The organism is Finegoldia magna, from assembly GCF_002243175.1.
Classification (GTDB): Bacteria; Bacillota; Clostridia; order Tissierellales; family Peptoniphilaceae; genus Finegoldia; species Finegoldia magna_J.
The window spans coordinates 221,361-235,403 of the sequence record NZ_NDYF01000013.1 but is presented as its reverse complement, the minus strand read 5'-3'; the positions used below and the strand labels follow the sequence as shown (position 1 = coordinate 235,403).

The window sequence follows — 14,043 nt, the reverse complement described above, 5'->3', positions numbered from 1 at the left end:
ATGGATTTAATAAAGAAATATGTGAAAAGAAGAAAAGGATCATATTTTTTATCAATTATATTAGCCATAGTCGGCGTAGTTGCAGGTCTTTTTGCATATGTATATATGGCAAAAGTAATAGTTAATTTAATAGAAGGTGTGGGTGATCTAAAAGTCTACACACCACTTTGTATAAGCATTTTACTAATGTTTGTAATAAAAGAAGTATCAGCAGGGATATCAACGAATATATCCCACACTGCGACATTTAATTCTCTTGGTGAGATAAGAAATGATATTTCTAAAAAACTATTTAAAATGCCATTAGGAGATGTATTATCTAGATCATCTGGAGAGTTGAAAAATATTATAGTAGAACAAGTTGATAGTATGGAAACTTCACTTGCCCACTTAGTTCCAGAATTTACTGCAAATTTAGTTGGACCTATATTATTACTAATTTATATGCTTATGCTAGATTGGAGACTTGCCCTTTTATCCTTAATTCCATTTGTAGTAGGAATGTGGATTATGAAAAGCGTTATGAACGAGCATTATAAAGAAATGTTTAAAAAGTCTGTATCAATTGGTCAGAATATGAATAATTCAGTAGTTGAGTATATAAATGGAATAGAAGTTATAAAAACTTTTAATCAAAGTGAAAATTCATATAAAAAGTATGCTAATGCAGTTTACGATAATGCAAATTTCTATTATAACTGGATGAAAGAATCTATGAACAAAGTTGCAATAGGAAGACTGTTATCACCAATGGGAATTCTTACAATTATACCTTTTGGAATTCTATTTTATCTAAAAGATAGTATCAATACTGCAAATCTTATTACATTAATAGTTTTATCATTTGCTACTGTTTCAAGCGTTATCAAAGTTATGAACTATATGGATGATTTGTCTAGAATATCAACTATAACTGGTGAAATAAGTAAGATTTTGGATGCTAGAGAATTGGAAAATATTGAAAAGTCAAAAGAAATAGAAAATTATAATATTGATTTTCAAAATGTAGATTTCTCCTATGATGGAAACAATAAAATAATTGATAATTTGACGTTAGAAATAAAAGCAAATTCAGTGTCTGCTTTGGTTGGCCCATCTGGATCTGGTAAATCGACAATAGCAAAATTAATTGCTGGATTTTGGAACATAGATAAGGGAAGTATAAAAATCGGAGGAGTAGATACAAAAGATTTATCACTTGAGAGATTGTCATCTTTAATATCATTTGTTTCTCAAGATAACTACCTTTTTGATATGTCTATCAAAGATAATATCAGGCTGGGAAATAAGAATGCTAGCGATGAAGAAATAATAGAAGCTTGCCAAAAATCTGTTTGTCATGATTTTATAATGAATTTATCAGATGGATATGACACAAGAGTTGGAGAAGGTGGTGGACACCTGTCTGGAGGAGAAAGACAAAGAATTTCTATAGCTCGTGCTATGCTAAAAGATGCGCCTATAGTAATTCTTGACGAAGCTACATCATATATAGATCCTGAAAACGAAGCTTTGATTCAAAATGCGCTTGCAAATTTAGTAAAAGGAAAGACGCTAATCATAATTGCTCATAGGCTAAAGACAATTGTTAGCGCAGATGAAATATTTGTCATTAAAGATGGCAAACTTGATTCTCAAGGTAAACATGGCGAATTATTGAATTCATCTTTAATTTATAAGAATATGTACGAAGCTAATCTAAGGGGTGATAATTAATGTTAGAAGTATTTAAAAAAATATGGAATTTTTCAGAAGAAGAACAAGGTTATATAAGAAAATCTATTGTAGCAGGATTAATTCATGCAATATTTAACCTTTTGCAATTTGTTGCAATTTACTATATGCTAGTTAATATTTTTGAAGATACTCTAGAGTATAAAGATGTATTTATTAGTTTTGTGATTCTATTAATATCTCTGATAGGTAAAGTAATAACACAAAAATCATCGCAATTAGCACAGACTCGTGCAGGATATTTTATGTCAGCTCATAAAAGAATTGAAATTGGTGAAAAGATAAAAAAAGTACCAATGGGATTTTTCTCTAGTTTTAGTCTTGGAAGATTAACTACGATTGCTACAACTAGTTTATCACAAGCAGAACAATGGGTGCCAATGCTATTGGTTTTAGTATTAGGTGGAGTTTTAAATACATTTGTATTTGTCTTAGGAACACTTATATTTAATTATAAGATTGGAATAGTTGCAGTGGTGGGAGTAATTGTATTTTTTATAGTTACATCAAAAATGGAGAAAAAATCTTCAGCTAATGCTGAAAATATGATAGAAACTCAAACAAAGCTTACAAAAGAGGTTTTATCTACACTTAAAGGTATGCAAGTTATAAAGAGCTATAATCTTGGTGGTGAAAACAATAGGGAGTTAGAAAATTCTATAAAAGATACAGCAAAAACATTTTTAAATCTTGAAAAATCAGTGACTCCATACACTGTTATTCAAAAAATTGTTATGGGAATAACAACAGTATGTATGATTTTTCTTTCTATAAAATTAAATTTAAGTGGTGAACTTCCACTTGCTCAAACTATTCTAATGATAATAGCTTCATTTATAATATTCGAAGGACTTATAGGTGCAGGATCTAATATGGCTATACTAAGATCTTGTGAAAATGCTATAGATTCCGTTAGATTTATAGATGAAATGCCAGATATGAAAGAAGGAAAAATCAATAAACCCATTGAAAATTATGACATAGTATTTAATAATGTAGGTTTTTCTTATGATAAAAGAGAGATATTAAAAAGCATATCCTGCAAGATAAAAGAAAAATCCATGACGGCAATCGTAGGCCCATCAGGTTCAGGGAAAACTACATTTTGTAATCTAATATCAAGATTTTGGGATGTAAACTCTGGTGAAATTTTAATAGGTGGAGAAAATATAAAAAACTACAAAATAGAAAATCTAATGAACTCAATTTCAACAGTATTTCAAGATATATATCTATTTGAAGATACTATTGAAAACAACATAAAATTTGGCAAACAAAATGTAAGCCATGAAGAAGTAATAAAAGCAGCAAAAAAAGCAAGATGCCATGACTTTATAGAAAGCCTTCCTAACGGATACCAAACTATAATCGGAGAAGGGGGAGCGAGTCTATCTGGAGGGGAAAAGCAGAGAATATCAATTGCAAGAGCCATGCTAAAAGATGCCCCAATAATTATCTTTGATGAAGCAACAGCTAGTATTGATCCAGAAAATGAAGATAAACTAAAAGAAGCTATTGAATCATTAACAGAGAACAAAACAGTAATAATGATAGCTCACAGACTAAAAACAATAAAAAATGCAGATCAGATTTTAGTCTTAAAAGATGGTAAAATTGTTGAAAGAGGAAATCATGAAGAACTGATTAAAAATAATGGACTTTATTCAGACTTGATTAATGCAAAAGCTAAGGAAGAATCATGGAGATTAAATAATTAATAGAAAAAAATATTTAAAGCATTTTAATAGGAAAATTTTGAATAGTAACAGCTTTAACTAAGAGAATGGAGGTAGAATATAAAAAAACATAATTAAAATAAATTTACTTTTTTTCTTTAGGTTACTCTGTTTACAAGCTATATAATTCAGTTAAAAAATTAAATACAATTCTTATTAGAAAGACTTTCTTTCATTTAAGAGGATTTATGCCTAATAGCATAAGTCCTCATTTTTTATGTTTAAATTAATCATTAAAACTCAAAAATACTACAGAAAAATAAAAATTCTGGTTACCAAAGAGGGCAAATTTCACTTTATAAAGTGAGGGGTATTTTGTCATCTTTCTATAAAAATCCAAATACTTTGAAATGTGAATATTCTTGAAGTTGCTTATGTGGGATTAGCATATTTCAGATTTAATCCACTTATCAAGTTAAAAAAATCAACTTACATAGGAGGTAAAAATGCAAGCAATAAAGATTTATAGTATGAGAGTTGCTATGTTATGTAGACTTTATGATCTTAAATTAATTAATGATAAGGAATATACAAAAATTAAGAACAGATTAGAAAATGATCATAAGAAGATGGATAGAAAGTAATTAATCTTGTGATATAATGACACTGTAGAAAGATATAAAATGGGAAGACTAACTATATGAAGTCAATAGTAAAATGAGTAAAAAACAAAAGACAATTAAATAAAAATAAGCATGGCAAACAAGCCTAAGTAAATTAGGCAAAATTGAATAAAAATGATTTAATTCTGAGCAATAAATTTAGAATTAGTTTTTAAAAGCTTAAAAATAACCCTAATTAGTTTTTTAGCAACATGAGTTAAAGCAACATTATGGTGTTTACCCTCAGCTCTTTTTTTTGGTAATAGTTTTTAAAACAAGTATCTCTCATAGCTACAGTTCTAGCTGCAGTAAGTAGAGCCCATCTTAAATAAGGAGACCCTCTTTTAACCATAGAGACATCCTTAGCAACAAACTTACCAGATTGATGAGTAGCAGGATCTAAACCTGCAAAATCTTGAAGCTGACTAGGAGTATCAAATCTATTAATATCGCCAATTTTAGCCATTATGATTGAAGCTAAAGTAAAAGAGATCCAGGAACAGATAAAAGAACAGAATCCGTATCTATTACAATTTCCTTTATCTTATCTTCTAACTCATTAATCTTAGAAGAATAAAAATTAATAATATCAATAGTTTGAACAAGCTCAAAACTAATAGCATCAGAACCAGTACCAATAGAATTAATAGCAGAATCTTTAAATAAAATAGCCTTATCCCTACCATACTTGCCATTAGAATTGTTTTTTAGAACATTAGTCAGTTTAGTAAGATGAGCATTAGCAATACTTTTTCTAGAAGGAAACTGAGAAAGCAAGAGTAGACTTTTGATTAATAGAATAAACACAATTCTGAAGCTCAGGAAAGATAATATCAACAATTCTGCAAAGAGAAATTTTAAAGATAGCTAACTGTTCTTTCAACCTAGAACGATATCTAGTTAGTGACTTAAGCTCCACTAAATGATATGATGAACGTAAGTGGGGTTTAGCATCACTGGAAGAAAGCATAGAAGCAATTAACTTAGCATCGGTTTTCTTTCTAAGCGTATGAGATTTTCTGAAAAGATTAACCTGTAAAGGGTTGAAAACAACTGGATTATAACCACAATTTACAAGAAAATTGTTTAAGTTTAAACTATAGTGTCCAGTAGCTTCAAATTCCACTTTTAAATTTTCAGAAGGATTAGGAATGGAAGATCTTAAAAAATTAAACCCCGCTAAATCATTAGAAAAAGTGAAGACATCCTTAACAACTTCACCATCAGAATTAAAGACAAAACAATCATGCTTATCCTTAGCAACATCGATACCAACAAAAAACATAAAAATCACATCCTTAAGAAAAATTGGCTGTGGCATCCACAAAAACTATGTATCGTATCCTTGCTCGAGATAAAACGTCTAGCGTTATCTAACTCATAAACAAATAAACATAGAATTGTGGTTGGAGCCTTTAAAAAATAGTCTAAGCTATAGGAGAAATAACCAATCCACAAGCCTATGATTATCATATAGTAAAAAGAGACAATGTAAACTATAATTTATGAAAAAAACAAGGATACATTCAAACGACAGAAGGTAATGTAGTCCACTATGGTTTTATAGAAAAATTTATAGAAGACTTAGGAGAGATTTATAACATTAGAGAAATTGCCTTTGACAGGTGGGGAGCAGTTCAGATGGTTCAAAACTTAGAAGGAATGGGATTTACTGTAGTTCCTTTTGGCCAAGGATTTAAAGATATGTCTCCACCAACAAAAGAATTAATGAAACTAACACTCGAAAGAAAAATAGCCCAAGGAGGTAATCCAGTTCTAAGGTGGATGATGGATAATATTTTTATCCGAACAGATCCTGCAGGGAATATAAAAGCAGATAAAGAAAAATCTACAGAAAAGATAGATGGAGTAATTGCTTCAATAATGGCTCTTGATAGGGCTATAAGGTGTAGTAATGATACAAGTGAATCTGTTTATGATGATAGAGGGTTAATAGTATTTTAATGAGGGTATAATATCAATAACTAATACTTGTTTTTTGAGGTGAGTTAATTTGAATGAATATATATCTAGTTTAGAAGAAGAATTTTCTTTGATAGAACACGGATTCAAAGAGGAAGAAAAGAGAGCACTAGAAGATTATAAGTCTAGCGATAATCAATACATTAAAAAATTAGCATTGTTAGCGTATAAATCTAATGTATATCAAGTGAGAATGTACGGCGTATTTCTATTAGGTCACCTATCAGATGACGATGAAATCTTAAAATTTATGAGAGATGAAGTTTCCAAAGATGACAATTGGAGAGTTCAGGAAGTATTGGCAAAGGCATTTGATGAATTTTGCAAGAAAATAGGATATGAAAAAGCACTCCCAATAATTGATGAATGGTTAGAAAATGAAAATCCGAATACGAGGAGAGCAGTAACGGAGGGGTTAAGGATATGGACAAGTAGACCATATTTCAAAGAAAATCCGAATGAAGCTATTGAAAGATTAGTCAATTTAAAAGAAGATTCGAGTGAATATGTAAGAAAATCGGTTGGGAATGCTTTAAGAGATATCAGTAAAAAATTCCCTGAGTTAATTAAGAATGAATTGGTTAATTGGAACTTACAAAGTAAAGAAATTAATCAAGTGTACAAGTTAGCAAGTAAGTTTATTGACTTATAAATCGGGTATGTCCCATGTTATGTACAGATTACATTCCGCTTAAAAGATTATTAAATTATTCCGTGTTTACGGGTTCAGATCAAAGGTCTGCTCCATTAATTTTTTCGTAAGTGTCCGTACACTTACTGTGCTTGCTGCTGCTGTTAACTGCTGTTAAAGTTATAAGCGTTAAGCGTTTTATTTATAATAAATGAATTATACCATACTCAGAATATAAATTAAGGACACTATTGACAAAAATATAAGAAAATGATATTCTATATTAATAGAACGAGTGTCGGTCAATAGGTGGTGATGTTTTGGTAAAGAGAAATGTAAAAGATCCAGAAGAAAGAAAACAGGAGCTTATAAATATAGCATCCAGACTTTTTGAAAAGTATGGGTATGAGAAAGTTTCGGTACGAGATATTCTCGAAGAAGTTAATGGCGCTCCGGGAATGTTTTATTACTATTTTAAATCAAAAGAAGATATATTCTTGGCATGCATGGAAACATATTTTGATGATAAATTAAAAAGTAAGTTAGATATACTTCAAAACAAGGAAATAGATTACGAAGAAAGAATAAAAATCTTAAGAGAACTTATAGTAAAAGATATAGGTCAATTTACAAAAAAATATAATTTTTCTCTCAATAATTCAATAACAGATAATTCGTATAGGCTTTGGGAGTTAACTCACTATATTGGAAAATTTATAGATGTCTATTCTGAATTTATTATTGAAGGAATCGAAGATAAAAAAATAGAAAACAATATGGGAATAGATAGAGAAAATGTAAAAAGTTTTGCAGCTTTTATTTTATATGGGGCTGTTGGAACAATATATACTGACTCAATCAATAAAGGAGAAAATAAAACAAACTCAAATGGAGCCTTTGAAGTGATTAGCGAACTTTTTCCAAGACTTCATTAGATAAAAACAAAATATAAGTATTTTACAAGGGAAACATTGAGTATGTTTTCCTTGTATTAGTTTTAGGGTAAATGAACGAACTCGTTCTAAGAAAAGGAGGAATATTATAGATGAAAAAAAAGAAATCTATTGGAGATATTATTTCCTACAGTGAAGTAAAAAAAGGAAGACTTATCAGTGGAATAATATTTGTTAGTTTGGGAATGTTACTAAGTATATGCTCAATCTTAGTAATATATAAGGTTATTAAGTCTCTGTTTTTATATGGAGCATTAGATAAAAACACAATAAACCTTTGTATTTATGGACTTGTAGCTGTAATTTTAGCTTACCTTTTAACCTACGTTGGCAGCATCTTATGTCATAAATTTTCATATATCTTAATAGCAAATTTAAAGAAAAAAATATTGAATCACGTTGGAAAGTTATCATTAGGATTTTTCACTGGAGATAATAAGTCTAAAATAAGGCAAGTGTTAGGTTCGGATATGAATCAAATTGAAGGATATTTTTCTCACCAATTACCAAATCTTATTTCGACTTTAACAATAATTTTAGCGATGATTGTTGTCATGTTTAAGATGAATTTGTTGTTAGGATTTATAACATTGTTAGTTTTACTTATAGGACTTGGAATTCAAATTGCGATTATGGCAAAGATTATAAAGTCAGGCGGACTTGCTGAAAATTTTAAGATTCTTGATGACATTAATTCTGCAACTACTGAATATGTAAAAGGTATGCCAGAAGTTAAAATATTTAGTTCTGGTGTTAGGTCATTTAAAACTTTTTCGAAATCTGTAAATGATTATAAAAATTTTACAAGTTCTATGACTTCAATGATAAGACCGGGTTTTGTGTCTTTTAGAGTGTTCATACTTTCAGTAGCAACATTTATAGTATCTGTTGGGATAAGCTTATTATCAAAAAATTATAGCTTAGATTTTTTAACTACTTTTGTTTTCTTTTTAATAATTGCCCCAGCTATGAGTGTACCTCTTTTGAAACTTAGAGATTTTGCAGAAGGAATGAATTTGTTAAATGAAGTTGTGGCTAGAATATATGAGCTTATATATGAAAAAGAAATGTTAAGCGGAAGTAACGATAAAGATATATTAGACTACAATCTTGAATTTAAAGATGTAAGCTTTGCTTATGGAGAAGAAGAGGTTTTAAAGAATATTAGTTTTTGTGCAAAACAAGGAGAAGTTACTGCATTAGTAGGATATTCAGGAGCAGGAAAATCAACAATAGGGACTTTAATACCAAGATTTTACGACCCATTAGAAGGTTCTATTGAAATTGGCGGAGTAAATATAAAAAGTATTTCAATAAAAGATTTAATGGACAATATTTCTTTTGTTTTTCAAGATAGTGATCTTGTTACAGACACAGTTTTTAATAATATTGCTATGGCGAAGAAAGGAGCTACTAAAGAAGAAGTTATAAGAGCAGCCCAAAAAGCAAGATGTCATGATTTTATTAAACAGCTTCCTCATGGATATGAAACTCGTTTAGGAAAGGAAACTTATTTATCTGGAGGAGAGAAACAACGTATTGCTGTGGCAAGAGCAATCTTAAAGGATTCACCTATATTGGTTTTAGATGAAGCTACAAGTTTTGCAGATTCTGAAAATGAATATCTTATGCAGGAAGCTTTATCGGAACTAGTCAAAGATAAGACAGTTATTATGATCGCCCATAGGTTAAATACGATAGAGAAAGCAAATCAAATTTTAGTAATATCTGATGGAAAACTTGTAGAAAGAGGAAAACATGAAGATTTAATCTGCGTAGATGGGATTTACAAGAGGCTTTATGATATCTATAAAAAAACAAATATTTGGCAAATGGATATAGAAGGGAGTGAGAGATAATGATAAAAAATATTACCTTAGGAAAGGCAAATAATATAAGAAAATCTATTGTTCTAAACATTTTAGCATCTATTTCTAACCTTATACCATTTATTGCACTAGCTAAAATTGTAGAAGCATTATTTCTAAGTAGAAATACAGGAAAAATAGACACGAATCTTTTATGGAAATATTTTGTGATAATGGCAGTATTTTTCTTTGTAACAATTTTCTTTGAGAATTTAGCTACAAAATACACCTACGAACTTGGATATAAAGTGGCAGCAGATGGAAGAATAGAATTAGCAGATCATATAAGAAAACTGCCTATAGGTTATCTTTCAGGCAAAAGCTCAACGGAGATTTTAGATACTCTTATGAATGACTTTTTTAAAATAGAAACAGCAGTGACTCATCAATTGCCACAGTTTTTTAGTGGTATATGTGTAGCTATTGTTTGCTCAATTTTATTTTTGATAATTGATGTAAAAATGGGAATAGCAACTTTTATTGGTTTACCAATTTCTATTTTACTGTTAAGACTTATGCAAAATTTTCAGAAAAAAATCTATTTAAGAACAAAAAAGATAAAAATAAAAGAAGATGAGGATATAAATGAATATTTAGATACGATAAAAACACTTAAAGCTTACAATAGCTTAGAAGAAACATTAACTAAACTTGAAAGAGATATTGAAGATTCTAAAGATGCAAATATTAAGAATGAGAAAGGTGTAGGCTCGTTAACTACTATAGCAAGTATGATTTTAAGAATAGGGCTTCCTTTGATGAGCTTAGTAGGTTCTTATTTATTTTTAAATGGAAACTTAGAAATTGACACATTTTTAATGTTCTTATTTGTAGGTACAAGAATTTTTGATCCTTTAGAGCTTGCACTTGTAAATTATAATGGGTTACAAATAGCATCAGTGTCAGGAGAAAATATCCTAAGATTGTTAAATGCAGAGCCTATGAAAGGTGAAGAAGACTTAAAAGTAAGCAATAACATTGAAATTCGAGATCTTTCATTTTCTTATAAAGAGTCTAAAGTTCTTGATGATGTCACATTGGATATCAACGAGAATGAATTAACAGCTTTTGTAGGATATTCTGGTTCAGGAAAATCTACACTAATTAAGCTGATATCAAGGTTTTACGATCCTGATGAAGGAACAATAAAAATTGGAGGAATAGATTTAGCTAAAGCAGATCCTTACAAATTAATGGATAAATTTTCTGTGGTATTTCAAGATGTATATCTTTTTAAAGATACTATTTATAACAATATTAAATTTGGAAATGAAGATGCTAGTAAAGATAAAATCATAAATGCAGCAAAAATGGCAGGGGCATATGACTTTATAATAAAAAAGGAAAATGGATTTGATACTATGATTGGTCAAGGAGGAGCAACTTTATCTGGAGGTGAGAAACAAAGAATATCCATAACAAGAGCGATCTTAAAGGATGCTCCAATAATATTACTCGATGAAGCGACATCTTCGCTTGATCCCGAGAATGAACTTATCATACAAGAAGCAATTTCAAATTTAATTAAAAATAAAACGGTGATAGTTGTAGCTCATAAGCTAAGAAGTGTTATGGGTGCAAATAAAATAGTTGTTTTAAATAAGGGAAAAGTAGAAGAAGTAGGAAAACATGAAGAACTAATTAAAAATAACGGTCTGTATAAAGACTTATGGAATTATCAAGAGAAGTCAAAAGAATGGAAGATTGTATAGTAACAATCAATTTTAAAGGAGAAAAAGAAAATGAAAACACAAAAGAAATCATCAAAAAATGCAATTACAGCAGGTGTTTTAATAGCACTTTATTTTGTAACTTATTTAGTTATAGGAGCAATATCTATGCCTGTTCCTGTATTATTTTTACTAATGCCTATGCTTGTAGCATTACTTGCTGCACCAACCTATCATATGCTTCTTGCAAAAACAAAATCAGGTACGGCAATTGTAATTGCAGCTACTCTTCCAAGTATATTGTTGGTTGCAACAGGACATATCCCAATTGCTCCTTTAGTTGCAATACCAGCTGGAATAATAGCTATGCTTATAGCAAAAGGTGGAGATTATACTAATTTTAAGAAAAACACAATTAGTCATATGTTTTTTTCTCTAAACTTATTTGGTGGGTTCTTACCAATTTGGATTATGAGAGAAGCATTTTTTGAAAGTGTAATAAAAGGTGGCTTAGATCAAAGCTTTTGTAATACTGTAAGGGCTTGGACACCAATATGGATGTTACCAGTTATGATTATTGGAACATTTATATTTTCTTTGTTAGGTTCTTACTTTACAAAGAAAATACTAAATAAAAAGCTTAAATCCGCAGGAGTATTATGATGGATGATGCAAAGTTTGTTCTGGGGTCAAAATATGACCTCAGGACAAAACTTATTTTGCTTATAGTTGCGAATATTTTAATTTTTTTAGGATTTGGTTTAATCTATCAAAGTCTAATAACATCATTTTTTCTTGCAATTATTATTAGCGATGGCTATAAAAAATCAGCCTTACGATATATTCTGTTTTTTGTGATAAGTGTAATTTTAGAGAAATCATTAGTACATTTGAACATAAATTTTCTCATAAACCTACTTTTATTTATTTTTGCAATTGGAAGGAAGTTTTTACCTTGTATTATTGTTGGAAAATGGATCTTAAATTCTACATCTGCCTCTCTTGCAGTATCGACTTTGCAAAAATTAAAATTTTCAAAAGACTCTCTCATAATGATTTCTGTATTATTTAGATGTTTTCCTACAATTAGGGATGAATGGAGTCACATTAATATGGCAATGAAAACTAGAGGAATCAATTTTAATTTAAAGAACTTATTAGAAAAACCTACTCTGATTATGGAGTATTTTTTTGTCCCTCTTTTTGTAAGTGTTATAGAAATGGGTGATGAGTTATCTCAGTCGGCTATTGTAAGAGGACTTGATGCGCCTGTTCAAAAAACAAGTAGATACCTAATTAAGTTTAGAAAAAATGATATTGGTGTTTTAGCTCTTATGATTTTGATTTTATCAACAGTAATATTTATGAAAGTTTTAGGGTGGGATTTATGATTGAAATTCGAGAATTAAGCTTTAAATATAAGGGTGGAGCTAATTATTCATTAAAAGATATAAACTTAAAAATAAAAAAAGGAGAATGTATTCTTCTGTGTGGTAAGAGTGGATGTGGAAAATCTACCCTATTAAAGCTTATTAATGGAATCATTCCTGAATTTTATGATGGGGATATTTGTGGAAGTGTTAGAGTAAATGGCATTAATACCTTTACAACTGAAATACATGAATTATCCAAATTTGTAGGTTCAGTTTTTCAAAACCCTAAAACTCAGTTTTATACAACTAATACTACAGATGAGATCGCTTTTGGTTTAGAAAATTATGGTATAGATACGGAAACAATTAATAAAAGAATTACAGAAGTTGAAAAAGACCTTCGCCTTGAAAGACTAATGAATAAAAATATATTCAACCTTTCAGGAGGCGAGAAGCAAAAGATTGCCATTGCAAGTACTTACGCTTTAAGTCCTGAAATATTTGTACTTGATGAGCCATCTTCAAGTTTAGATATCAAATCAATGAAAGAGCTATCACAGACAATTGAAAATCTTAAAGCTATGGGAAAAACTATAATTATTGCAGAACATAGATTGTGGTATTTAAAAGACATAGTAGATAGAGCAATCTATATGGAAGATGGCAAAATTATTAGAGAATACAATATGGAAGAAATTGAAAAGTTAAGTGAAGATGAACGTTTGAAAACGGGACTTAGGCACTCTTCTTATAAAGATATAAACCTAGTTAATAATGAGGAGAGTTTCAATGAGGAATCCTCATTAGAAATAAGAAACTTGATTTTTAAAAGAAATGCTAGAACAATTTTATCTATTGATAATCTTAAATTTTCTTATGGCAATATAATTGGAATTGTTGGGGAAAATGGGATTGGTAAATCTACATTTGCAAAAATTGTATGTGGACTATACAAAACAAACGATGAAGAGATTTTAAAGGATAATAGGCGATTTAATAGAAGAAATAGGATAAAAGAAAGTTTGCTTGTTATGCAAGAAGTAAACTATCAACTATTTACTGACACTGTGTTTGATGAAATATTATTAACATCAAAAATTAGAGATAAAAATATCGTAAATACTTACTTAAAAGATATGGAACTTGAAAATATTATTGATAGAAATCCACACACTTTATCTGGAGGACAAAAACAAAGAGTGATTATTTTATCTGCCTTGCTATCTGGTAAGAAGATTTTATTTTTTGATGAACCAACCAGTGGATTAGATTATAGAAATATGAAAATAGTCGCTAAGAATATAAAAAAAGTAAAGAAAAAAGATAGACTAATTTTAATAATATCACATGATATTGAGTTTTTAGAATCAGTTTGTGATAAAGTAATTGATTTCACTTATTTATGAAAATGCACATATTAGTAAATTACAAGAGGGACATATGATAAAAACACAAGAAAAACGAGAAGTTGTGAATAGTATTTTTTATAATAC

The 14,043-nt window shown here is 29.4% G+C and carries 12 protein-coding genes and 1 pseudogene; 11 read left to right on the top strand and 2 right to left on the bottom strand.

What is annotated here, in order from left to right; translation table 11 throughout:
• The 3 genes from B9N53_RS06255 to B9N53_RS09200 all read left to right on the top strand — a co-directional run bounded on the left by B9N53_RS06255 (window position 1) and on the right by B9N53_RS09200 (window position 4,054).
• A complete protein-coding gene (locus B9N53_RS06255) occupies window positions 1-1,716 on the top strand; it encodes an ABC transporter ATP-binding protein (protein WP_094204171.1) in 1,716 nt (571 codons plus the stop codon).
• Entirely contained in the window at window positions 1,716-3,452 is a 1,737-nt protein-coding gene (locus tag B9N53_RS06250; RefSeq protein ID WP_094204170.1) for an ABC transporter ATP-binding protein, read from the top strand. Before B9N53_RS06255 ends, B9N53_RS06250 begins: the two co-directional genes overlap by 1 nt.
• 464 nt (window positions 3,453-3,916) lie before the next feature.
• Complete coding sequence (locus B9N53_RS09200; protein ID WP_192867071.1) at window positions 3,917-4,054, top strand: hypothetical protein; 138 nt, start codon at window positions 3,917-3,919, stop codon at window positions 4,052-4,054.
• Window positions 4,055-4,289: 235 nt separating this feature from the next.
• On the opposite strand, the gene B9N53_RS09245 is transcribed toward B9N53_RS09200, so the two are convergent.
• Window positions 4,290-4,565: an IS110 family transposase gene (locus tag B9N53_RS09245; protein WP_275542211.1), complete on the bottom strand. Its 276-nt coding sequence runs from the start codon at window positions 4,563-4,565 to the stop codon at window positions 4,290-4,292.
• Between the two features lie 261 nt (window positions 4,566-4,826).
• Window positions 4,827-5,357 carry an IS110 family transposase gene (locus tag B9N53_RS09235; protein WP_199797382.1) on the bottom strand — a complete coding sequence of 177 codons (531 nt, stop codon included), beginning with the start codon at window positions 5,355-5,357 and terminating at the stop codon, window positions 4,827-4,829.
• A 191-nt stretch (window positions 5,358-5,548) separates the two neighbouring features.
• Here B9N53_RS09235 and B9N53_RS06240 point away from each other — a divergent pair.
• The 8 genes and pseudogenes from B9N53_RS06240 to B9N53_RS06205 form a co-directional block, all read left to right on the top strand.
• Window positions 5,549-6,037, top strand: a pseudogene (locus B9N53_RS06240) (terminase TerL endonuclease subunit); the annotation flags it as partial.
• A 49-nt stretch (window positions 6,038-6,086) separates the two neighbouring features.
• Window positions 6,087-6,707 (top strand): DNA alkylation repair protein, encoded by a 621-nt coding sequence (locus B9N53_RS06235; protein WP_094204169.1) that lies wholly within the window; start codon window positions 6,087-6,089, stop codon window positions 6,705-6,707.
• A 299-nt stretch (window positions 6,708-7,006) separates the two neighbouring features.
• On the top strand, window positions 7,007-7,621 hold the full coding sequence (locus tag B9N53_RS06230; protein WP_094204168.1) for a TetR/AcrR family transcriptional regulator: 615 nt from the start codon (window positions 7,007-7,009) through the stop codon (window positions 7,619-7,621).
• 110 nt (window positions 7,622-7,731) lie between these two features.
• Window positions 7,732-9,498, top strand: coding sequence for an ABC transporter ATP-binding protein (locus tag B9N53_RS06225; protein WP_094204167.1), 1,767 nt, complete (start codon window positions 7,732-7,734; stop codon window positions 9,496-9,498).
• Window positions 9,498-11,219, top strand: a complete 1,722-nt coding sequence (locus B9N53_RS06220) for an ABC transporter ATP-binding protein (protein WP_094204166.1) — start codon at window positions 9,498-9,500, stop codon at window positions 11,217-11,219. The genes B9N53_RS06225 and B9N53_RS06220 overlap by 1 nt, the downstream gene beginning before the upstream one ends.
• A 30-nt stretch (window positions 11,220-11,249) precedes the next feature.
• A complete protein-coding gene (locus tag B9N53_RS06215; RefSeq protein WP_044566331.1) occupies window positions 11,250-11,840 on the top strand; it encodes an MptD family putative ECF transporter S component in 591 nt (196 codons plus the stop codon).
• Complete coding sequence (locus B9N53_RS06210; protein ID WP_094204165.1) at window positions 11,840-12,568, top strand: energy-coupling factor transporter transmembrane component T; 729 nt, start codon at window positions 11,840-11,842, stop codon at window positions 12,566-12,568. The genes B9N53_RS06215 and B9N53_RS06210 overlap by 1 nt, the downstream gene beginning before the upstream one ends.
• Window positions 12,565-13,956, top strand: coding sequence for an ABC transporter ATP-binding protein (locus B9N53_RS06205; protein WP_094204164.1), 1,392 nt, complete (start codon window positions 12,565-12,567; stop codon window positions 13,954-13,956). Before B9N53_RS06210 ends, B9N53_RS06205 begins: the two co-directional genes overlap by 4 nt.
• The last annotated feature ends 87 nt before the right edge of the window (window positions 13,957-14,043 follow it).